The organism is Lactococcus sp. S47 (assembly GCF_016517475.1).
Taxonomy (GTDB): Bacteria; Bacillota; Bacilli; order Lactobacillales; family Streptococcaceae; genus Lactococcus; species Lactococcus lactis.
This window is the reverse complement of sequence record NZ_JACVUB010000002.1, coordinates 1-20724: the sequence shown is the minus strand read 5'-3', so window position 1 is coordinate 20724 and position 20724 is coordinate 1. Positions and strand designations below refer to the sequence as shown.

At 34.7% G+C, this 20724-nt stretch carries 24 protein-coding genes; 18 read left to right on the top strand and 6 right to left on the bottom strand.

The window, feature by feature from the left end; genetic code table 11:
* The first annotated feature begins 7 nt into the window (after nucleotides 1-7).
* Both IAE52_RS02555 and IAE52_RS02550 read left to right on the top strand, forming a co-directional pair.
* On the top strand, nucleotides 8-664 hold the full coding sequence (locus IAE52_RS02555) for a YpmS family protein (RefSeq protein ID WP_109990666.1): 657 nt from the start codon (nucleotides 8-10) through the stop codon (nucleotides 662-664).
* 104 nt (nucleotides 665-768) lie between these two features.
* The gene (locus IAE52_RS02550) at nucleotides 769-1044 is read left to right on the top strand and encodes an HU family DNA-binding protein (protein WP_010905402.1); all 276 of its coding nucleotides are present in this window, start codon (nucleotides 769-771) and stop codon (nucleotides 1042-1044) included.
* 91 nt (nucleotides 1045-1135) lie between these two features.
* On the opposite strand, the gene IAE52_RS02545 is transcribed toward IAE52_RS02550, so the two are convergent.
* Nucleotides 1136-1633, bottom strand: coding sequence for a GNAT family N-acetyltransferase (locus tag IAE52_RS02545; protein ID WP_003131761.1), 498 nt, complete (start codon nucleotides 1631-1633; stop codon nucleotides 1136-1138).
* Between the two features lie 146 nt (nucleotides 1634-1779).
* Here IAE52_RS02545 and IAE52_RS02540 point away from each other — a divergent pair, with 146 nt between their 5' ends.
* The 8 genes from IAE52_RS02540 to IAE52_RS02505 all read left to right on the top strand — a co-directional run bounded on the left by IAE52_RS02540 (nucleotide 1780) and on the right by IAE52_RS02505 (nucleotide 7627).
* Entirely contained in the window at nucleotides 1780-2289 is a 510-nt protein-coding gene (locus tag IAE52_RS02540; protein ID WP_200136659.1) for a methylated-DNA--[protein]-cysteine S-methyltransferase, read from the top strand.
* Nucleotides 2290-2302: 13 nt separating this feature from the next.
* Complete coding sequence (locus tag IAE52_RS02535; RefSeq protein ID WP_109990667.1) at nucleotides 2303-2863, top strand: bifunctional transcriptional activator/DNA repair enzyme AdaA; 561 nt, start codon at nucleotides 2303-2305, stop codon at nucleotides 2861-2863.
* Between the two features lie 93 nt (nucleotides 2864-2956).
* Nucleotides 2957-3766, top strand: a complete 810-nt coding sequence (locus tag IAE52_RS02530; protein ID WP_033900516.1) for an ABC transporter ATP-binding protein — start codon at nucleotides 2957-2959, stop codon at nucleotides 3764-3766.
* The gene (locus tag IAE52_RS02525) at nucleotides 3763-4488 is read left to right on the top strand and encodes an ABC transporter permease (RefSeq protein ID WP_021723464.1); all 726 of its coding nucleotides are present in this window, start codon (nucleotides 3763-3765) and stop codon (nucleotides 4486-4488) included. Before IAE52_RS02530 ends, IAE52_RS02525 begins: the two co-directional genes overlap by 4 nt.
* A 62-nt stretch (nucleotides 4489-4550) precedes the next feature.
* Nucleotides 4551-5009, top strand: coding sequence for a LytTR family DNA-binding domain-containing protein (locus IAE52_RS02520; protein ID WP_029344892.1), 459 nt, complete (start codon nucleotides 4551-4553; stop codon nucleotides 5007-5009).
* Entirely contained in the window at nucleotides 5006-5383 is a 378-nt protein-coding gene (locus IAE52_RS02515) for a hypothetical protein (RefSeq protein WP_012897270.1), read from the top strand. Before IAE52_RS02520 ends, IAE52_RS02515 begins: the two co-directional genes overlap by 4 nt.
* A gap of 113 nt (nucleotides 5384-5496) precedes the next feature.
* Entirely contained in the window at nucleotides 5497-6642 is a 1146-nt protein-coding gene (locus tag IAE52_RS02510; RefSeq protein WP_003131754.1) for a cysteine desulfurase family protein, read from the top strand.
* 106 nt (nucleotides 6643-6748) lie between these two features.
* Nucleotides 6749-7627 carry a C40 family peptidase gene (locus IAE52_RS02505; RefSeq protein WP_012897271.1) on the top strand — a complete coding sequence of 293 codons (879 nt, stop codon included), beginning with the start codon at nucleotides 6749-6751 and terminating at the stop codon, nucleotides 7625-7627.
* Nucleotides 7628-7682: 55 nt separating this feature from the next.
* On the opposite strand, the gene IAE52_RS02500 is transcribed toward IAE52_RS02505, so the two are convergent.
* On the bottom strand, nucleotides 7683-9332 hold the full coding sequence (locus IAE52_RS02500) for a peptide ABC transporter substrate-binding protein (RefSeq protein ID WP_109990668.1): 1650 nt from the start codon (nucleotides 9330-9332) through the stop codon (nucleotides 7683-7685).
* Nucleotides 9333-9542: 210 nt separating this feature from the next.
* Entirely contained in the window at nucleotides 9543-10475 is a 933-nt protein-coding gene (cysK, locus tag IAE52_RS02495; RefSeq protein ID WP_003131750.1) for a cysteine synthase A, read from the bottom strand.
* Nucleotides 10476-10692: 217 nt separating this feature from the next.
* Here cysK and IAE52_RS02490 point away from each other — a divergent pair, with 217 nt between their 5' ends.
* On the top strand, nucleotides 10693-11778 hold the full coding sequence (locus tag IAE52_RS02490) for a LysM peptidoglycan-binding domain-containing protein (RefSeq protein ID WP_058206268.1): 1086 nt from the start codon (nucleotides 10693-10695) through the stop codon (nucleotides 11776-11778).
* 38 nt (nucleotides 11779-11816) lie between these two features.
* Here the strand turns inward: IAE52_RS02490 and IAE52_RS02485 are convergent, their stop codons facing one another.
* From IAE52_RS02485 to recU, 3 genes are all read right to left on the bottom strand, one after another.
* The gene (locus IAE52_RS02485; protein WP_058203348.1) at nucleotides 11817-12449 is read right to left on the bottom strand and encodes an MBL fold metallo-hydrolase; all 633 of its coding nucleotides are present in this window, start codon (nucleotides 12447-12449) and stop codon (nucleotides 11817-11819) included.
* Nucleotides 12450-14444, bottom strand: a complete 1995-nt coding sequence (locus IAE52_RS02480; RefSeq protein WP_033900537.1) for a transglycosylase domain-containing protein — start codon at nucleotides 14442-14444, stop codon at nucleotides 12450-12452.
* A gap of 67 nt (nucleotides 14445-14511) precedes the next feature.
* Nucleotides 14512-15153: a Holliday junction resolvase RecU gene (recU, locus tag IAE52_RS02475; protein WP_003131746.1), complete on the bottom strand. Its 642-nt coding sequence runs from the start codon at nucleotides 15151-15153 to the stop codon at nucleotides 14512-14514.
* A gap of 80 nt (nucleotides 15154-15233) precedes the next feature.
* On the opposite strand from recU, the gene IAE52_RS02470 reads away from it, so the two are divergent.
* The 7 genes from IAE52_RS02470 (at nucleotide 15234) to tig (ending at nucleotide 20433) form a co-directional block, all read left to right on the top strand.
* Entirely contained in the window at nucleotides 15234-15758 is a 525-nt protein-coding gene (locus tag IAE52_RS02470; protein WP_010905434.1) for a DUF1273 domain-containing protein, read from the top strand.
* A gap of 159 nt (nucleotides 15759-15917) precedes the next feature.
* A complete protein-coding gene (spx, locus tag IAE52_RS02465; RefSeq protein ID WP_010905435.1) occupies nucleotides 15918-16304 on the top strand; it encodes a transcriptional regulator Spx in 387 nt (128 codons plus the stop codon).
* Nucleotides 16305-16395: 91 nt separating this feature from the next.
* Nucleotides 16396-16677, top strand: coding sequence for a UPF0223 family protein (locus IAE52_RS02460; RefSeq protein WP_003131743.1), 282 nt, complete (start codon nucleotides 16396-16398; stop codon nucleotides 16675-16677).
* The gene (locus IAE52_RS02455; RefSeq protein WP_033900525.1) at nucleotides 16643-17422 is read left to right on the top strand and encodes an inositol monophosphatase family protein; all 780 of its coding nucleotides are present in this window, start codon (nucleotides 16643-16645) and stop codon (nucleotides 17420-17422) included. Before IAE52_RS02460 ends, IAE52_RS02455 begins: the two co-directional genes overlap by 35 nt.
* A gap of 93 nt (nucleotides 17423-17515) precedes the next feature.
* On the top strand, nucleotides 17516-18802 hold the full coding sequence (gene murA, locus IAE52_RS02450; RefSeq protein ID WP_033900539.1) for a UDP-N-acetylglucosamine 1-carboxyvinyltransferase: 1287 nt from the start codon (nucleotides 17516-17518) through the stop codon (nucleotides 18800-18802).
* On the top strand, nucleotides 18802-18993 hold the full coding sequence (locus tag IAE52_RS02445; RefSeq protein ID WP_033900527.1) for a DNA-directed RNA polymerase subunit beta: 192 nt from the start codon (nucleotides 18802-18804) through the stop codon (nucleotides 18991-18993). The genes murA and IAE52_RS02445 overlap by 1 nt, the downstream gene beginning before the upstream one ends.
* 156 nt (nucleotides 18994-19149) lie before the next feature.
* A complete protein-coding gene (gene tig / locus IAE52_RS02440) occupies nucleotides 19150-20433 on the top strand; it encodes a trigger factor (RefSeq protein ID WP_033900528.1) in 1284 nt (427 codons plus the stop codon).
* Nucleotides 20434-20724 lie beyond the last annotated feature (291 nt).

The window sequence follows — 20724 nt, the reverse complement described above, 5'->3', positions numbered from 1 at the left end:
AAGCAAAATGGAAAATAACGAAAATCAAACAAGAAAATCAAAAACAAAAAATTCCACTAAGCCAAAAACTGAAAAAGAAGAAGGCCTTAAAAAACGTCCTATTTGGAAATGGCTCTTTATTATTCTTTTGGCTCTGAATATAGCTGGAGTTGTGTTTATTGCCATTCGCGTGACTAGCCCAAGAGACCAAACGGTTCTCAATCAAAAATCAGCTAATAGTTCAGACCAAAAGGTTGCTCAGATTACGAGCACAACTTCGCAGCTCAATGAATTGATAAATAGTTATTTAGAAACTTATCAAACTAAAGAAATGACTTATAAGTTTTATATTTCTAATCAACAAGCAGTTCTTGAAGCATCTTATAAACTTTTTGGAACCAAAATTCCACTTTATATTTATTTTGAACCTCTGGCACTCTCAGATGGTTCAATTAGTCTATCTGTCCAAAATATTTCCGCTGGAAGTTTGAGTTTACCCACTTCGGAAGTTCTGCAAATCGTTAAGGCATACGACTTGCCAGACTTTGTTCAAGTTGAAAGTAAGAAAAATCAAGTGGTCATTAATTTGTCCAAAATAAATGTCTCAGGTAATCTTTATATTAAAGCGAATCAAATTGATTTAGCCAAAGGGAATTTTGTCTTTGATTTCATGAAAAAAGCCTGAAAAACGCATTAAAATGGCATTTTGACTTGCAAACTAGGCTAAGATTTGCTAAAATGAAAATTGCCTATGTTTAAGGTAAAAAACAAATGGAGGACATTTCTAAAATGGCTAACAAACAAGATCTTATCGCTGAAGTTGCAGCAAAAACAGGATTGACTAAAAAAGATTCAGAAAAAGCAGTTAATGCTTTTGGTGAAGTTGTAACTGAATTCCTTGCAAAAGGTGAAAAAGTTCAATTGATCGGTTTTGGTACTTTCGAAACTCGCGAACGCGCAGCTCGTGAAGGACGTAACCCACAAACTGGTGAAGCAATCAAAATCGCTGCTACAGTTGTTCCTGCATTCAAAGCTGGTAAAGCATTGAAAGACGCAGTTAAATAATTATAGCTATTAAGCATTAAACACCGTAATTTTACGGTGTTTTTTTCTTGTCTGTCATTAAAATAAAAAACATATCCCGGGATATGCTTTTTTAGATTTCCTTTGTAAAAAAAGATTCAGTGATAATTTCCCCTAAATTTTCTTCCTTAACAATTCCTGTGTCAGAAAAACCAAGTTTCTTGTAAAAGTGAATGGCATTTTCATTGCTACTTAGTACCCACAGACCAACTTTTGGATAATTCTTTGTTGAAAGTTTTTCTAAGGCGAATTCAAGCATTTTTCGACCTATTTTATGTTTTTTATAGGAGTCGAGTAAGTATATGCCATGAATTTCACCAAAGTTTTCTTCAAAAGAATTATTCCGAAGAGGGCCCCAGCCGCAAAAACCAATAATTTTGCCTTCAACAATGGCAACCACTGTATTTGAACAAAGATTATTTTTAAAAATATTAATGCTTGATTCAAGCGTTCTGTTTTTTAAGAAACTTTCTGGGAGAAGTCCAGTGTATGTTTCTAACCAGGCTTTATAGTGAACAAAAGCAATTTGCTCATAATCATCTGGGAGTGCTTTTCTTAGTATTACTTTCATTGTCAGACCCTTAATCTTTTTTTATATTATATCATTTATCAAGAATGATATTCAAAAAAATGAAAAAGCCAAATAGTGATGTTTTCTGCCTTATTTTTTTGTTATACTATTGAATATAAAAAAGTCGGAACGAAGAGGAGGGAAAAATGTTAACTAAAAAAAACTATCAGTCACCTTTAGGAGAAATAACGCTTTTAAGTGATGAAACTTATTTATTAGGAGTGTGGTTTAAAGAGCAAAAATACTTTGCGGCCAATTATGATTTAAATCAGGCAAAAGAGGATAAGAGTCTTCCAATTATTAATGCTATAGAATGGTTGGACGCTTATTTTAAAGGAGAAAACCCTGATTTTAAAAAAATAAAATTGAAAACAGAAGTAACGGAATTTAGAAAAAAAGTACTCAAAATATTAAGTGATGTCCCCTATGGTAGTCTAATTACTTATAAAGAAATATCAAATCTCCTTCAGGTTAATGAAGAGAAAAAAAGAAATATGTCACAGGCGGTTGGTGGAGCAGTTGGACATAATCCACTTTCAATCATTATCCCTTGTCACCGAGTTGTGGGGACTGGTGGTTCCTTGACAGGATACGCTGGTGGACTAGAGAAGAAAAAAGCTCTTTTGACACTTGAGCAAGCACATTTAAAAAAATAATTGGAGTTTTCATTTGGAAATTACTGACGAAACTTGGGAAATCATTAAAAATAATGATAAAAACTTTGATAATAAATTATGGTATGGCGTAGCAACAACTAAAATATTTTGTCGACCTTCCTGCGTCTCTAGACTACCAAAAAGAGAGAATGTAAGTATTTTTCAAGCAGCCGAGCAAGCTTTAGAAGAAGGTTATCGTCCTTGCAAAAGATGTCGACCAATGGATAAAATTGTACCAAATGAGGTTTGGGTAGAAGAGATTGATTTACTTTTAAAAAATCATTATGATGAGGATTTGAGTCTTGAGGAGCTTGGACAAAGACTTCATGGTTCTTCGTCTTATCTTCGCCATATTTATAAAAAAATAAAAGGGCTAACTCCACAGCAAGAACTAACAAGAATAAGACTTGAGCAAGCAAGAATACGATTGCTTAAAGGAAATGAAGCAATCTCTGAAATTGCGCGTGACATTGGAATGATGAATACTCCTTATTTTATAAAATCTTTTAAAAAGCGCTATGGACTTGCTCCCAATCAATACCGTAAAGCTTATAATATAAATTCCAAAAAATAGGAGAAAAAACTCTTATTTTTTTATCCCTAAAATTGCTTAATTTATCCCAGACTTTTGGTCAGTACTTTTGATAGATTGAGTTAAAATAGCAATATGAAAATAAAAAATATAAAAAAATCCTATGGTAACAATCAAGTGCTAAATGATATCAGTTTTGAATTAAAAGCTAGTGATAAGGTTGCTTTATTAGGTAATAATGGTGCGGGAAAATCGACATTAATGAATATTATTAATGGAAATGTCAAGGCTTCTTCAGGAAAAATTGAATATGGCAAAATGAAACCGACTTCCAATAATACTGGTTATATCATGCAAAATATGACCTTACCTCCTGATGCTTTAGTCAGTGAAGTTTTAGCTTTGTTTTCAAATGATGAACAATCTAAAGAATATGGCTTAAAACTGGTCAAAGAATTTAAAATGGAATCCTATTTAAAGCAAAGATTTTCAAATTTATCTGGTGGTCAAAAACAAAAACTCTTTTTGGTATCTGCACTACAAAATAGTCCTGAATATTTCTTTTTGGATGAAATTACAACGGGTCTTGACAGTGAGAGCAGAGGAGAGCTTTTTAAATTTTTATCTTCAAATTTGAAAGTAAAAAATTCAACTTTACTTTTGGTAACCCATTATTTAGAAGAAGCATTGCAATTATGCGACCGATTTATCATTCTTAAAGATGGAAAAATTATTGCAGATTTACAAAAATCAGATTTAATTCAAGAAGAATTTTCTTTTGTTGAATTTTTAGTAGAAGTTCCAGAATTTGAAGCCTATAAACTAAAAGAAAAACAGTACAAATTACCAAAGGAATTGGCTGAACAAGCCATCATTAAATTCAATAAAGAACTTGTTTTATATCAAAAGACTTACCGTATCAACTTGGAGGAACTATTATCATGAAATTTCTAAAATATTTTACATTTGAACTACGTTTACGCTATCGGAATCCTTCACAAATTTTCTTTGTATTTATCTTTCCCTTATTTTTAATGTTTGCTTTTTCATCAAGTTTTGGAAAAAGCATACCACATTATATTGAAAATAATATTGCATCAATATTATTATACAGTGTTTTATCAGCTAGTTTGACTTCACTGTCAGTACAAATTGCTGACTATCAGTCTAGAAAAATTTATCAATTATTTGTCCAAAGAGGAATAAAAAAATTATTTTATATTATTGCACAAATTGTTAGTTTTATGATTATTATCTTTTGCTCAACGCTTGTTATTCTAGTAGTTGCTCATTATGCTTATGATTATGAGTTTCCTAAGTTGAGTTTATTAATTCTTTTTTATCTAAAACTTTATTTATATTCAATTCCATTTTGTTTATTAGCAATGATTATTGGACTTCTTGCTAAAAACACGGCAACAGCAAGTGCGATTGCTATGCCTCTGATGTTTCTTTCCTTCTTCTTTTCAGGAATGATGATTCCGTTAGCACAACTTTCAGGAGGAATTCGTAAGATTGCTGACAATTTTTTCCTCACTCAGTTACTTTCTGATTTAAACCATACATTAACTTCCAACTATACAGTCGTTCCAAATTGGTCAAGAATATCTTTAAGTGTCGGATTGATTTGTCTCTTAGCCCTATTAGTTTATCGAAGAAAGGCCTAAATACTTTAGCTTTTGTCAGTTAAATAATTGTTTAAGTGAGTATTTATTTATATAATGAAAAAGTGAAATTAAAAAAACAAATTGACCCTAATATAGAAGAAGCGGAAATTGTCATTGTTGCTCGAAGGCAAGAAGAATTTTCGGCTATTGTAAAAGAATATCATTTAGAAGATTTGTCTTCTATAGATAACGAAAAACTCTATTTGGCAACAAATAAAGGTTTTGAGATTGTTAATATCAGAGAAATTTTATATTTAAAATCAGAAAAAAATTATCTCGATTTCCATATGACGGATGGAGTGATAAGAGTAAGATCTCCTCTCTATTTTTATGAGAAAAAATTGGCTTTGAATTTTATTAAAATATCAAGAAATACTCTGGTTAATTTTGAACAAATAAGGCGCTTGGAAACAGACTTTGTTTACGGAGTATTGCTTTATATCGGAGATGAAAAGTTGCCTGTCAGTCGTAGATACTTGGCAAATATCAACAAGAAGTTAGAAGAAGGAGCTAAAAAATGAAATATGTAATTTCGGGACTCAAAGGTGCCTTCATTGCTATAGTATGTGGAGTCTTGCTTACTTTGTATTTTGGTGGAGAAATTGATTTTGAATCAATGACTCTAATTCTTGTTTATGGTTTTGTTCAGGGGGCCATGTCTAAATTGATAGATGAATATGTCACAATTGCCTTGCTTGAATTTGTTAGTCAAGCTTTAGCAAGTTATTTGCTGGCTTGGGGTTACTTATTAGTTAATACTTGGCTTTTTGATAGCTCGTGGCAACATCATATTTGGAGTTTTACTATTACTTGGTTGCTCATTTTTATTTTGGTATATCTTTATTCAATCGTCAGAAATCGGAAAATTGTCAAAAGATTTAATAGACAGAAATAGCGAATGTCAAAAGTTTTTTATGGTAATTTAATCATCATTCTTATATTTTAGTCAAACTTTTCGGTATTTTTTGTGTTAAAATAAGATTGATTTTTAAATATTAAGGATAAAAAATGATATATTTTGATAATTCTGCTACGACAGCAGTTAATCCAATGGTTTTACGAACTTATACAGATGTTGCAACAAAAATTATGGGAAATCCGTCAAGTCTACATGGTTTGGGGACAACAGCGACGAGATTATTAGAGGCTTCAAGACGACAAATTGCTGAACTGTTGGGAGTCGATTCACAAGAAATATTTTTTACAAGTGGAGGGACTGAAGGGGACAATTGGATTTTAAAGGGTGTCGCTTTTGAAAAGCGTCCTTATGGTAATCACATCATTGTTTCTAATGTAGAGCATCCAGCTGTAAAAAATACAGCAGAATGGTTAAAAACGCAAGGTTTTGAAGTTGATTTTGCACCTGTTGATGGGGATGGTTTTGTTATTGTTTCTGAGCTTGAAAAATTGATTAGAGATGAAACGATTTTGATTTCAATCATGGCAGTCAATAATGAGGTTGGAACCATTCAACCGATTGGCGAAATTTCTGACCTACTTGCTGATAAGCCAACAATTTCTTTTCATGTAGATGCAGTACAGGCCATTGGTAAAATTCCATTAGAGGCTTGGTTGACAGAGCGGGTAGATTTCGCGGTTTTATCTGCTCATAAATTTCATGGGCCACGTGGTGTGGGAATTGTTGTTGCAAAAAAAGGGAAAAGACTGACTCCGCTTTTACATGGGGGAGGTCAAGAGCATAATTGGCGTTCGACTACAGAAAATTTAGCTGGAATTGCTGCGACTTCTAAAGCCCTTCGTTTAGCTTTAGATGATGATGACTTTAAACGTCAAAAAGTACGAGCAATGAAGCAGGTGATTTTAGAAGAGTTAGAAAAGCATCGAAAAGTTCATGTTTTTAGTAAAGTGGAGAATTTTGCTCCTAACATTTTGACCTTTGGGATTCGTGGGGTTAGAGGTGAGGTCGTTGTTCACGCTTTTGAACAACATGAAATCTATATTTCGACAACCTCAGCTTGTTCTTCAAAGAAAAATGCGGCGGCTGGAACTTTAGTTGCGATGAATGTCCCTTCAAAACTAGCAACAAGTGCGGTCAGGATTTCTCTTGATTCAACAAATAATATGGCTGAAGTTGAACAATTTTTGACTGTTTTTCGACAAATTTATCAAGAATTAGAAAAAGTAAGTGGTTAAATATTTTATAAAAGTGATTTGAAGATAATTTCAAATCACTTCTCTTATCCAAATCTTAAATTGTTCTTATTAAGTTATCATTAAACTTGGAGTGGTATAACTAGATATGGAAAAAAGAACAAGAGATTATAAAAAAAATGGCTCTAAAAAAATGAGTAAACAAGGGAAAGTACTTATTCTAGCTTTATTAGCATTTCTAATTTTCTTTGTTGGCTTTAAAATATATCATAGTAAAGATGTTCAGGCTTCAACGATTAAATTGGTTAATAAATCAAATGAGACTTATGCTTACTCTGGGTCAAAAAAATTAACGGGTCTTCAAAAAATTAATGGGAATAATTATTATTTTGATTCAACAACAGGTGTGATGAAGACAGGTTTGATGACTTTGGATGGTGGAACGGTTTATTTCAGTCCACAAACGGGGAAAATGGTTTATGGATTACAAAAAATTAATGGTTATTATTACTATTTCACAAAAAAGACGGGTAAAGATGATGTGGTTAAAGCTTATGAAGCGGTGGCCAGCCAATTGAAATCTGATAATTCAGTGATTGAAAAAACAATTTCATCAGGAATGAAACTGGTTGGGAAAAGCCCATATGTTTATGGTGGAGGGCGCACTGATGATTCGGTAGCTGCCAATGAATTTGATTGTTCGAGTTTTATTGCTCAAATGTTCCGGTTAGGCGGTCAATCTTTGGTTTATCAATTTGCGGCTTCAACCTCCTTGCTAGCTCAAACTGGCGAGGCTGAAGATTGGTCAGATAAGGCGCGTGGTGATTTATTAATTACAGCTGACGATGCAAGTGAGGATGAGCAACATGCGGCTATCTATCTTGGCGGAGGATTTATTCTACATGACTCAACAAGTACTGATGGAGTGAGCATTAGTCGTTTAAATCAGGTCATCAATAAGAAAGTTTTAGGGACAATGACTTGGGGACAACTTTTTGAGCCAGGACATGTTCGTCGTGAAGTTTAAAATTTACTGACAGAATAAAAAAATTACTGACAAAAATCTGTCAGTAAATTTTTTATTATTTAGCGATTTCAGCATGACGTAAATCAAAAATCATGGCTGAGTTATAAGTTGAAATTCCTTTAAGTTTTGGATTTAATAATAAAGAAACAGATTCAGTGGCTAAGGGATTGACATTAGCGGCCTCATATAGCGCATTCTCAGCATCTTTATAATGAGCATAACGTTTATCAGCTGACAGAACGTCAGGAGCTGTAGTCGCTGCTTGATAGGCTTTATCAAAGTTAGGGTTTTTGACTAATCCATGATTCATTGTACTTCCTGATACAAAATTCATCAAGAAATCAGAGGGTTCATTGTAATCTGCACCCCAACTTGTCAGCAGAATTTGGAAATTATTATTTTGAGCATCTTTTTGACGTTGAGCTGAAGAAACGAGTTTCTCATTAATGGTTAAACCTGGTAAATCTTTTTCGAGATTGCCTTTAAGATAGTCAACCGCGGCCTTGGCAAAGGAATTGTCATTTGCTCCTTCAAGTTCAAGAGTAATTGATGTTTTTCCTAATTCTTTTAGACCTTCTTTAAAAAGTTCAGCGGCTTTTGTGGCATCATATTTATAAGGTTGGGCAGCGTAAGTTGCGAAATCTTCTCCATTTGGTGCTTGATCTAATTTTTTAGGAGTCACTGTATTCGTAATTGAAAAACTTGGCGCCGCAATTTCTAACAAGTTTTTTCTATTTGTCGCTAAGTTTAAAGCTTGACGAATTTTTAAGTTTGAAAGTTCGGGAACTTTACCAGATTGATTGTATTCTAAAACATCAATTCTTGGTGAAGTTAGTGCTTTGTAATCTTTATTTTTCTTATTTGCAGAAACTAATTCCGGAGTGGCCAAATTAGCGACATCAAGTTTTCCAGATTTGAAAAGATTAACAGCGGTGTTAGGATTATTTACAATTTGATAAGTTGCTCCAGAAAGTTTTACATTTTTGGCGTCATAGAATTGATCATTTTTTACAATTGAAAAAGTTTCATTTAAACCAGTCCAATTATTTTTTCCTTTGACAAATTTGAAAGCACCATTATAAAGACTGGTGTCTGAACTTGTTCCATATTTATTTCCCATTTTTTTAACGAAAGCTTCATTGACAGGATAATAAGCTGGAAGTGTCAGCAATTTATTGAAGTAAGGAGTAGGTGTTGCTAAAGTGATGACTAATTTCGTATCAGATTCAGCTTTAATTCCAAGAGTATCAACTGGTTTTTTGCCAGTCATTATTTCGCTGGCATTAGCAACAGGTGTTAAGGCATAGGCGTATTGTGAACCAGTTTTTGGGTCAACGGTTCTTTGCCAACCATAAACAAAATCAGCAGCTCTTAATTTAGCACCGTTTGACCACTTTAAACCGTCACGCAAAGTTACATTATAAGTTTTGCCATCTTTTGAAATGTCAATTGATTTTGCCAAATCGTTGACAACTTGCGCTTTGGGATTCCAACGGACAAGTCCAGCATCAACATTGAGAAGAACATCAATGGAATTTACGTCAGCAGCCATGCTAGTGTCAAGGGTTAAAATATTGCTTGCAAAGCTGTATTTGGCTTCCTGAGCGGAATCTTCAGATTTACTGACAGAATTTCCACAGGCTGTCAGTAAAAGGGCAGCAGAAAGTGAAATTGCAGAGAAAGCAAAAATTTTTGATTTATTCATGAAATTGTTTTTTCCTTATTAAAATTTTCCAAGAGCAAAGCGCTCCCAAAATAACTTTACCCTAAAATAGTGAAATATAAAAATATGTTGTTTGGATTTTAGATAAAAAATACTGACAGGAAAATCAGAAAATTTTGTCAACCTTTTTAGCTGATTTATCTTCTCAAATTTCTGTCAGTAACTTTTTTACTTTCTGTCAGTGAAAATTATTTATTTTTCAGACTCAAAATCATAAAGAGCCGTTGATAAGTAGCGTTCTCCATTATCAGGAGCAATCGCTAACACTTTTTTACCCTTACCTAATTTTTTAGCTACTTCAAGGGCAGCATAAATGGCTGCGCCCGAAGAAATTCCAACTAAAAATCCTTCTTTTCCTCCAAGATGACGAGCCGTTAAAATGGCATCATCTCCTTTGACCCGAATGATTTCATCATAAGATTTAGTGTCAAGATTCCCAGGAATAAAACCAGCAGAAATACCTTGGATTTTATGTGGGCCAGCAGCCTCACCCGAGAGAATAGCAGATTCATCAGCTTCGACAACATAAGTTTTGATAGTTGGATTTGCTTTTTTGAGGGCATGCGAAACTCCTGTTATCGTTCCACCAGTCCCTGCACCTGCCACAAAGGCATCAAGTCCAGTTGGCCCAAAAGCATCAATAATCTCAGCTCCTGTTGTTTTTTCATGAATTTCAGGATTTGCGGGATTTTCAAATTGCATGGCAAGAAAATAACCTTCTGTTTCTGAGAGTTCTTTTGCCTTAGCAATTGCTGCTTTCATTCCACCACTAGCGGGTGTTAAAACTAATTGAGCCCCGTAAGCTTGAATCAATTTGCGACGTTCAAGTGAGAATGACTCTGGCATGACAATGACAACTTTGTAACCCAAAGCAGAGCCAACGAAGGCGAGTCCAATTCCTGTATTTCCAGAAGTCGGTTCAACGATTGTTCCACCAGGTTTTAAACGTCCGTCGGCCTCAGCCGCCCGAATCATTGCAAGGGCAATCCGATCTTTCACAGAACCACCAGGATTGAAAGCTTCAAGTTTGACATAAACATCAGCACTCTCTGCTGGAACATGTTGAAGTTTAACAATTGGAGTTTGTCCGATTAATTCAGTAATGTTATCATAAATTTTAGTCATTTTTTCGCTCCTTTTACTTTATTATAGCTCAAATAAAAAGATTTGCCTCCTAATATTATAATCATGGCTCTAAAAAAAATTTATGATGTGAAATTTAAAAAATAATAAAGAAAAGACTTTACAAATCGCCAGAAAATTTTTATACTAGTAAGTAACAATAAAAATACAATTGGCATATTTTAGTCAAAAAATTATCTAATATTAAAGAGGAGACTCGATGAAACAGAAACATAAATTAGCGCTTGGTGCGTCAATTGTTGCTTTGGCAAGTCTTGGTGGGATTAAAGCACAAGCTGCATCTGTTCAAGAAATTATTAACGCTGCGGTACCAGTGGCAAATGACTACGGACTTTATCCATCAGTAATGATTGCCCAAGGAATTTTAGAATCAAGTGGTGGACAAAGTGCCTTAGCAAGCAATTATAATAATATTTTTGGAGTTAAATACACTTCTGGCACACCTGTTTATCTACCAACACAAGAGTATTTGAATGGAACAATGACAAATGTTGTTGAACCCTTCCAAGCTTATAGCTCAGTTTATGACGCATGTGTTGCCCAAGCTAAAATGTTACGTGCTTCATCATATTATTCTGGGGCTTGGCGTGAAAATACAAGTTCTTACTTAGATGCGACAGCTTGGCTTGAAGGACGTTATGCCACGGATCCAACTTATGCTTCTAAATTGAATAGCGTGATTTCTGAACTTGGTTTAAGTGTTTATGACCAAGGAGGAGAAATATCAGGAGGAACTGCTGTTACAACTAGTTCATCAGCCTCAACAAATTCAGCTGGCACATACAAAGTACAAGAGGGTGATTCATTATCAGCAATCGCTGCTCAATATGGTACAACTGTTGATGCACTTGTGTCAGCAAATAGTTTAGAAAATGCGAACGATATTCATGTAGGAGAAGTTTTGCAAGTTGCTGGTACTAGCACAACTACAACAAGTACCAATACAACTTCCAATGTATCGTCAAGTTCTACTTATACCGTCAAATCAGGAGATAGTTTATATTCGATTGCGGAACAATATGGAATGACTGTTTCATCACTGATGTCAGCCAATGGAATTTATGATGTTAATTCAATGCTTCAAGTAGGACAAGTATTGCAAGTAACTGTAAGTACTAGTGCAACAACTTCAAACACAACGACTTCAAACAGTTATACAATTCAAAATGGTGACAGCATTTATTCAATTGCCACAGCAAATGGTATGACAGCTGACCAATTAGCGGCCCTCAATGGATTTGGAATTAATGACATGATTCATCCAGGACAAACAATTAGAATTTAAATAAAAAAGTTACTGACAATAGAATCAGTAACTTTTTTTTATTGGAAAAAAGGATTATTTTGTTTTTCAGTACCAATACTTGTTTTGGGACCATGACCAGGAAAGACTTGAGTATTTTCATCAAGTGTGAAGAGCTGCTCACGAATTGATTTTAAAAGTTGCCCTTGATTTCCAGTAGGTAAATCCCAGCGTCCTATAGCATTCTTAAAAAGTGCATCTCCACTAAATACAAAAGACTCATTTTCCAATGTAAAAAGCAGACTTACTCCACCAATAGAATGTCCCGGCGTTTCGAGCACTTGAAACTTGAAAGCATCAATATCGTAAAACTGATTAATTTCATAAAAATAATCAGCTTCAGGGCCAGTCACAGCAGTTCCTAGGAAAAAGAGTGATGCATTTAATTTAGGATTTTTCATCCATTCTTTTTCAGCTGAATGAAGGTAGATAGGAACATCAGGAAAATGTTTCCTTAGTTCATTCAGCCCTATAATGTGGTCGAAATGAGCGTGTGTCAGTAAAATAGCGGAGATTGTTTTGTCAGTAATTTTAAGACGTTCAAGAAGTGCTGACGAATCACTTCCAGGATCAATAATGAGATGTGAAGTAGAATTGCTCAGGAGATATGTATTCTCCTGAGCAATTTTATTAACAATTTTTTCAATTTTCATTTAACTACCATTAGCGGAGGATTGACTTATTGTTTGACCAGAACTATCTGTTTTAACAAGAGCAGTTCCTTCTTGACTAACACCCTCAGGCATTGTCCATGTCGCAACAGATGAAGGATCAGGAGTAAGTTGAGTCATCATAGCTGAGAAAACTTTGGTTGCAATCTGAGTACTTGTACCATAAATTGGCGTCATTCGATTTGAATAACCGGTCCAAACAGCCATTGAATACTGAGGAGTATAACCAACAAAGTTTTCGTCTGGAGAAACCATACCTGGTAGGGAACCGTATTTCTCAGTGATTTGATCCATTTCACTATCTGTATAGTTAGATGTACCAGTTTTACCAGCGGCTGCCAAGCCGGGAACAGCAGCGTAAGAACCAACAGATTCAGAAAGTGGCAATGTTAAAACACTTTGAAGAATATTGGTCATGATATAAGCGGTTGAGGCTTGCATTGCTCGTGAGCGGACCGGTTTGTATTCAACTGTACGACCATCGGGGAAGACAACTTTGGAAACATAATAAGGTTTAGTGTAAATCCCACCATTTGAGAAGGCAGCATAAGCAGCAGCCATTTTTTCAGAACTTGCTCCACCATTTTTAGAGTTACTAGAGATGGCATTAGAGTATTCCAGAGGATCTAAAGTAATTCCTAGACCATTAACAAATTTGCTAGAATTATCTAGTCCAACATTGATTAAAGTTTTAACAGCTGGGATGTTACGTGAAAGTGCTAAGGCACTTTTGACAGTCATTGAACCAAAATAAGTATTATCCCAGTTTTTTAAAGGCGTTCCATTTGGATAAGTAGTTGGGGAATCGGAAACATAATTATTAGTTGAAGTATAAATATTATTTTCAAAAGCTGGACCGTAGTCGACAATTGGCTTCATGGTCGAACCCCAATCTCGGTCTGTTTGCACGGCTTGGTTAAAGCCAAAAGTAACATTGCTTGGTTGATTACGACCACCAATTTGTGCAATTACAGCACCTGTTTTGACATCGGTAACAGTTGAAGCAACTTGCATTGTATCATCTGGATAAGTGATATAGTTGCCAGTGTTAACAATATTATATAGATTTTGTTGGGCTGTTGTATCAAGAGTAGTATAAATTTTAGCTCCCTCAGTCAAAATATCATCTCCAGCCAAAGTTTTAGCTTGAGCAATTGCCTGTTTGAGGAAATTATCAGCATAACTTGGAATAGTTACACTTTGTTTTAAAGGTTGAAGTCCATCATCAATTGGGGTAGCCAGTGCCTTCTTTTCTTCTTCCGCTGTAATTTTATCATAGCGACGCATTGCACGGATAACCATATCACGGCGCCATTTAGCAGAAGTAGGATTAGTATATGGATTGTAAGTATTAGGAGCTTGAGGCATTCCTGCAAGTAGGGCAAGTTGAGCGATTGAAAGCTGAGTTAAATCTTTACCATAATAGGCTTGGGAAGCGGTTCCCATTCCATAATAACCATTTGCCATATTAACCTTATTAACATAAGCTGTAAAAATTTGCTCCTTAGTCCATTTTTGGTCTAATTTTAAGGCCATCCAAGCTTCTTGAATTTTAACACTCAAAGTTTGGTCTGATTCATCGGTTGAGAAGAATGAAAGCTTAATGAGCTGCATGTCAAGCGTAGAACCACCGTTTAAAGAACCACCTTTTAAATTATTAACAAAAGCCCCAGCAATCCGAATGGGGTCAATTCCACGAGTATTGAAGAAACGATGGTCTTCAATAGAAGTAACCGCATTAACCAACATTACTGGAATATTATCAGTTTTAACCAGATTCCTTTGTTCAGCTCCTAAAGTTGCCACCACTTTTTCGCTAGAGTCATAAACTTTAGTAGAAGGTTTAGATTCAAGTTTGTCCAAAGTGAGTGCAGGTGCATCCTTAGCATAATAAACGAAAACGGCGCCCCCAGCGGCTAAGGCTAGGATAATTAAAGAAAAGAAAGCAATTAAAAATAATTTTACTGCCGTCCACATTTTAGATTTGGCGGAACCGCGTTTCGTACGTTTTTTTTGTTTATTTTTCTTAGATTTAGTAGAAATTTTACTGTACCTCACAAAGTTTATTCACAATTTCTAGATAAGGAATTCTAGGAATGTGGTTCGTTTCAATTTTATAGCCATTTTCGCGAATATGAGAAAGCGGAATTGACTTTAAACCGCCTTTTTCGTAATAAAAAGTAATCAAACACGAAGATGGAAGAAGATATGTTTCATTTAACCTTGCAAAGTGCAAGAGGACAAAAGCAATTCCCCCTTGAGCGAGAACATTACTCATGTGAACAATTTGATGCTCATGGAAATTTTTTAGAGGGAAAACAGTTTTTTGCTGTGTTTCCTTTGCTTCAAAGTCGATGTAGTGACCTTTATAGACTCCAGAGTAGTCAGTAGTAGATGCTTGCCTGAAGTAAGCTTCTGTAATTTTTGCACGACTCCTTTGTGGATAATCTACTTTAACGATTTGAATTGGTGTTGGCTTTTTGTGAATAACTGCAAGTCCACGAGAAAGATAATACTCATTTGTTGCATTAATTTCAGCTTCAAAATTCATTCCCCGCTTCCCGAAGGCAACCATCCCTTTGGTTTTTGAGGTGCTTTTTTTAGTTACTGACAGCTCTGTCAGTGATTTTTTTTTCTTAGGAACAGTGCTGTAAGCTCGCGACCTTCCATTAGGATAATTAACCATTCTGTTTTCTACCTTTATAAAATTCTCAGTTAGTTATATAATGTCTATTATAACATAAATTTTACAAGGGGAAAATATTTATGAATTCACTACTAATCATGGGTTATACAAGTTTTGACCTAGGTATTTTCAATGAAAAAGACATAAAAGTATCAATAATAAAAAAAACAATTAGAAGAAAATTAATTAATTTTTTGGAGGAAGGCCTTCGTTGGATTATTTTTACAGGTAATTTGGGTTTTGAATACTGGGCGTTGGAAGTAGCAAAGGAACTTCAGACAGATTATGACTTTCAAATTGGGACAATTTTTTCTTTTGAAACACATGGCCAAAATTGGAACGAAAGTAATCAAGTTAAGTTGGCAGCTTTCAAGCAAGTAGATTTTGTGAAATATGCTTTTGAAACTTATGAAAGTCCAAGCCAATTCCGCCAGTACAATGATTTTATACTGGAAAATACCGAGGGAGCTTTTGTTTTTTACGATGAAGAAAATGAGACAAAATTAAAATATATGGTTGAAAAAATGAAACAAAACACTAATTATGAAGTTTATTTGCTTGATTTTGAAGATTTACAAGAAACTTTTGAAGAAATGAATGAGTGATTTCGTAATTTTTAGAAGAAAATAATTACTAAAAATCATAACGTCACTTTTTTTGCGATATTAATTTTGATATAATACTTAGCAGATGTAAATTAGTTTTTATCCAATGAGGAGAAAAATAAACTTACTGATAATTTTAAAAGGATGGGAAATAGGACTGTGATTGATTTATATTTGTCGCCATCATGTACCAGTTGCCGTAAAGCGCGCGCTTGGTTGCAAAGCCATAAGGTTCCCTTTGTAGAGCACAACATTTTGACACAACCGATGACAACAAACGATTTGCGTCATATCTTGACGAAAACGGAAAATGGAACAGAAGATATTATTTCGACACGGTCAAAAGTTTTTCAAAAATTGGCTGTGGATGTTGATAATTTGACTATTAATGAATTATTAGACTTGGTAACAGAATTTCCAAATCTATTAAGACGTCCAATTATTACTGACTCAAAACACCTACAAATTGGCTTTAACGAGGATGAAATTCGTGCATTTTTGCCACGTGAATATCGTCGAGCAGAAATGTTAAGTACAATAGATTAAGATTTAGGCAGCAAAATTTACTGACAACAATTCTGTCAGTAAATTTTTGCTGAATTTTATAGATTTTTTAGCCTGAACGGGCAGGAGAAGCATGAAAGAAAATTATAATTATCCTCTTGATTTAAGTTGGAGTACTACTGAAATGACAGAAGTGCTCTCTTTTTTCAATCAAGTTGAAAAATTTTATGAAAGCAAAGTTGAAAAAGAAGTTTTTTTAGAATCCTATAATGCTTTCAAAAAGATTGTTCCCTCAAAAATGCAAGAAAAACAGCTTGGGCGTGATTTTGAACTAAGCAGTGGTTACTCACTTTATCATGCAGTCAAGGAGGTAAAAGCTAGTGGAAAACGATTTGTCAGTGCTGACAAGGCTTGAATTAGCTAAAGATTGGGTAAGAGATGCTGGAAATTTCTTAAAAGAAAATATAGCTGCTCCGTTGGAAATTACTGAAAAGACTCGCTATGATGACTTAGTGACAAATTTTGACAAAGAAGTCCAAGAACAAATAGTAGCCAATATTCTCCATCATTTTCCGGAAGATAAAATTTTAGCCGAAGAAGACGAAGAAAAAATAAAGTTCGATTCAGAAATTCCGCATCTCTGGGTCTTAGACCCAATTGATGGAACAACAAATTTTATTGTTCAAAAAGATAATTTTGCTGTGATGCTTGCTTATTATGAGTATGGTGTTGGTAAATTTGGTCTGATACTAGATGTCATGAAGGATAAACTTTATTGGTGTGATAGCCACAAAGCCTTTTGCAATCAAAAAGAATTGGAACTCAAAGAAAGAACTTTGGCTCAAAGTTTGCTTGGAGTGAATAGTTACATGTATAGATCTAATAGTGGAGGCTTGTTAGATTTAAGCCATCAAACTTTAGGGGTTCGTATCATTGGCAGTGCAGGTATCAGCTATGGTCAGCTTCTGGAAGGAAAAATAATTGGGTATTTCAGTAGTCTTCAACCTTGGGATTATGCAGCCGGAAGTATTATTGCTGAAAGAATTGGCTATGTTACATTGACCATATCGGGTGAAAGTCCCCATTTTAACTGTAGAGAGCGAGTATTCACTGCCCCCTCATACTTAATTTCTGAAATACAAAAATACATCAAAAAATAAATAGAGTGAAATATTTCAGAAAAATGGAAGGTACTTTTGTGTTATAATCTAAAAATATAAAATAAAATTTAGAGGAAAAATAGGATTTAAATGATGGATAAAATAATTGTAAAAGGTGGGCAAACAAAACTTCAAGGTGAAGTTGAAATTGAAGGAGCAAAGAACGCAGTTCTTCCTCTTCTTGCAGCAACATTACTCGCTAGTGAGGGTGAAGTTGTACTTACTAATGTCCCTATTTTAAGCGACGTTTTTATGATGAATAATTTGGTAAATCATCTTGGAACTGCGATTAGCTTTGACCAAGAAGCAAAGAAAATTATTGCTAAATCAAATTCAGAAATAAAAACAACTGCACCATATGAGTATGTCAGCAAAATGCGTGCCTCAATCGTTGTTATGGGACCAATCTTAGCCCGCAACGGACAAGCACGTGTATCAATGCCAGGTGGATGTTCCATTGGATCTCGACCAATTGATTTACATTTACGCGGTTTTGAACAAATGGGAGCAACAATCACTCAAAATGCTGGTTATATTGAAGCTAAGGCTGATAAATTAAAAGGAGCTCATATTTATCTTGACTTTCCATCAGTAGGAGCTACTCAAAATCTTATTCTTGCTGCGACACTAGCTGACGGGACAACGACACTTGAAAATGCAGCACGTGAACCAGAAATTGTTGACTTAGCAAACCTCCTAAATAAAATGGGAGCAAATGTCAAGGGGGCCGGAACAGATACAATTATTATTAAAGGTGTTGAAAAAATGCATGGGGCAAACCATTCAGTTGTTCAAGACCGAATTGAAGCAGGAACTTTCATGGTTGCGGCCGCAATGACACAAGGTGATGTTTTAATCAAAGATGCGATTGCTGAACATAACCGTCCATTGATTTCAAAACTTAGCGAAATGGGTGTTAATTTTACCCAAGAAGAATCTGGACTTCGAGTTGTTGGGCCTGAAAAACTAAAAGCAACAAGCGTTAAGACTTTACCACACCCAGGATTTCCTACAGATATGCAATCACAAATGACAGCTGCTCAGGCCGTTGCCGTGGGAGAATCAGTGATGGTAGAGACAGTATTTGAAAATCGTTTCCAACATTTGGAAGAAATGCGTCGTATGGGATTGGAAGTTGACATTACTAGAAATACAGCGCTTATTCAAGGAAATTCAAATTTACAAGGTGCTGCGGTAAAATCAACAGATTTACGTGCAAGTGCCGCATTGATTCTTTTGGGATTGGTTGCCAAAGGGCAAACAACTGTTAGAAGATTAAGTCATTTAGACCGAGGCTACTATAAATTCCATGAAAAATTAAAAGCTCTGGGAGCTGATATTATTCGTGTAGAAGACGAAGACGGAGAAGGAGAAGGCTAATGTTTAAGAAAACCATAAAATTTTTAGGACTAAGACTCTCTATTATTATTTTTGTTATAGTTCTACTAGTTCTTGCCACCGTTTTAGGACTTATGGTTGGTTATGGTTTTCTAGGTGGAGGAAATCCTTCCAACGTTTTCAACCATAATTTATGGAAAGAAGTTATGGATAAACTTAGCCCTGCAAAATAATAAAAGACTTGATTCGGAAGAATCAGGCCTTTTATTTTGCTAAGAAATTACATTTTATAAGTCAAAAAAGCTAGTCTTTCTTGAAATATAGCGGATTTTATGCTATTCTTGAAAGGTATGAATTTCTGAGCTCAGGCTCAAAATAAGGAGAAAAAAATGACTGTAAGTTTTGAAAAAACTAGTGATACTAAAGGTACACTCTCATTTTCAATTGACCAAGAAACAATTAAAACTGGGCTTGACAAAGCCTTTAATAAAGTAAAAGCTAACATTAGCGTTCCTGGTTTCCGTAAAGGTAAAATCAGCCGTCAAATGTTTAATAAAATGTACGGTGAAGAAGCACTTTTTGAAGAAGCTTTAAATGCTGTTCTTCCAACTGCTTATGATGCAGCTGTAAAAGAAGCTGGTATCGAACCAGTTGCACAACCAAAAATTGATGTTGCAAAAATGGAAAAAGGTTCTGACTGGGAATTGACTGCAGAAGTTGTTGTAAAACCAACAGTTTCACTTGGTGACTATAAAGACCTTACAGTTGAAGTAGAAGCAACAAAAGAAGTTTCTGACGAAGAAGTTGAAACACGCTTGACTAACTCTCAAAACAATTTAGCTGAACTTGTAGTAAAAGAAACTGCTGCTGAAAATGGTGATACTGTTGTTATTGACTTCGTTGGTTCAGTTGATGGTGTTGAATTTGAAGGTGGAAAAGGTTCTAATCACAGTCTTGAACTTGGTTCAGGTCAATTCATTCCAGGATTTGAAGAACAACTTGTTGGAACTAAAGCTGGTGAAACTGTAGAAGTTAAAGTTACATTCCCAGAAAACTATCAAGCTGAAGAACTTGCTGGTAAAGAAGCACTCTTTGTTACAACTGTTAATGAAGTAAAAGCAAAAGAATTACCAGAACTTGATGATGAACTTGCTAAAGATATTGACGAAGAAGTTGAAACTTTGGATGAGCTTAAAGCTAAATTCCGTAAAGAACTTGAAGAATCAAAAGCAGAAGCTTATGATGATGCTGTAGAAACTGCTGCAATCGAAGCTGCTGTTGCCAATGCTGAAATCAAAGAAATTCCAGAAGAAATGATTCACGAAGAAGTTCATCGCGCTATGAACGAATTTCTTGGTGGAATGCAACAACAAGGAATCTCTCCAGAAATGTACTTCCAAATTACTGGAACTTCTGAAGATGATCTTCATAAACAATATGAAGCAGACGCTGACAAACGCGTGCGTACAAACTTGGTAATCGAAGCAATTGCTGCTGCTGAAAACTTTACAACTTCAGATGAAGAAGTTAAAGCAGAAATTGAAGATCTTGCTGGTCAATACAACATGCCTGTTGAACAAGTTGAAAAACTTCTTCCGGTTGATATGCTTAAACATGATATTGCAATGAAAAAAGCAGTAGAAGTTATTGCAACAACAGCAAAAGTAAAATAATTTCATATAATAATGATAAAAAAATAAGTGTCAGTAATTACTGGTACTTATTTTTTTATTATTAATTCAAATTTTGAGTGAGATTTAGTTCATGGATTTATCATAATAAGTGAAAAATCGATCCAATTATGAATATAAGTTATAAAAAGTATACATGATAAAACATGACAACCGTGGGATTTTCCGGACGTAAGATAAAAAAAGGTATAAAAGTCACAGTTAATTCTTGACAAGTTTAGTTAGGTTTGATAGAATATAATAGTTGTCGCAAGAGACGAGAGTCTTGAAGCG

Excerpts from the sequence above, each read along its gene's own strand:
- IAE52_RS02555 (WP_109990666.1), top strand. The coding sequence starts at position 8 with ATGGAAAATAACGAAAATCAAACAAGAAAATCAAAAACAAAAAATTCC.
- IAE52_RS02550 (WP_010905402.1), top strand. The coding sequence starts at position 769 with ATGGCTAACAAACAAGATCTTATCGCTGAAGTTGCAGCAAAAACAGGA.
- IAE52_RS02545 (WP_003131761.1), bottom strand. The coding sequence starts at position 1,633 with ATGAAAGTAATACTAAGAAAAGCACTCCCAGATGATTATGAGCAAATT.
- IAE52_RS02540 (WP_200136659.1), top strand. The coding sequence starts at position 1,780 with ATGTTAACTAAAAAAAACTATCAGTCACCTTTAGGAGAAATAACGCTT.
- IAE52_RS02530 (WP_033900516.1), top strand. The coding sequence starts at position 2,957 with ATGAAAATAAAAAATATAAAAAAATCCTATGGTAACAATCAAGTGCTA.
- IAE52_RS02525 (WP_021723464.1), top strand. The coding sequence starts at position 3,763 with ATGAAATTTCTAAAATATTTTACATTTGAACTACGTTTACGCTATCGG.
- IAE52_RS02515 (WP_012897270.1), top strand. The coding sequence starts at position 5,006 with ATGAAATATGTAATTTCGGGACTCAAAGGTGCCTTCATTGCTATAGTA.
- IAE52_RS02510 (WP_003131754.1), top strand. The coding sequence starts at position 5,497 with ATGATATATTTTGATAATTCTGCTACGACAGCAGTTAATCCAATGGTT.
- IAE52_RS02505 (WP_012897271.1), top strand. The coding sequence starts at position 6,749 with ATGGAAAAAAGAACAAGAGATTATAAAAAAAATGGCTCTAAAAAAATG.
- IAE52_RS02500 (WP_109990668.1), bottom strand. The coding sequence starts at position 9,332 with ATGAATAAATCAAAAATTTTTGCTTTCTCTGCAATTTCACTTTCTGCT.
- cysK (WP_003131750.1), bottom strand. The coding sequence starts at position 10,475 with ATGACTAAAATTTATGATAACATTACTGAATTAATCGGACAAACTCCA.
- IAE52_RS02490 (WP_058206268.1), top strand. The coding sequence starts at position 10,693 with ATGAAACAGAAACATAAATTAGCGCTTGGTGCGTCAATTGTTGCTTTG.
- IAE52_RS02485 (WP_058203348.1), bottom strand. The coding sequence starts at position 12,449 with ATGAAAATTGAAAAAATTGTTAATAAAATTGCTCAGGAGAATACATAT.
- IAE52_RS02480 (WP_033900537.1), bottom strand. The coding sequence starts at position 14,444 with ATGTGGACGGCAGTAAAATTATTTTTAATTGCTTTCTTTTCTTTAATT.
- recU (WP_003131746.1), bottom strand. The coding sequence starts at position 15,153 with ATGGTTAATTATCCTAATGGAAGGTCGCGAGCTTACAGCACTGTTCCT.
- IAE52_RS02470 (WP_010905434.1), top strand. The coding sequence starts at position 15,234 with ATGAATTCACTACTAATCATGGGTTATACAAGTTTTGACCTAGGTATT.
- IAE52_RS02460 (WP_003131743.1), top strand. The coding sequence starts at position 16,396 with ATGAAAGAAAATTATAATTATCCTCTTGATTTAAGTTGGAGTACTACT.
- murA (WP_033900539.1), top strand. The coding sequence starts at position 17,516 with ATGGATAAAATAATTGTAAAAGGTGGGCAAACAAAACTTCAAGGTGAA.
- IAE52_RS02445 (WP_033900527.1), top strand. The coding sequence starts at position 18,802 with ATGTTTAAGAAAACCATAAAATTTTTAGGACTAAGACTCTCTATTATT.
- tig (WP_033900528.1), top strand. The coding sequence starts at position 19,150 with ATGACTGTAAGTTTTGAAAAAACTAGTGATACTAAAGGTACACTCTCA.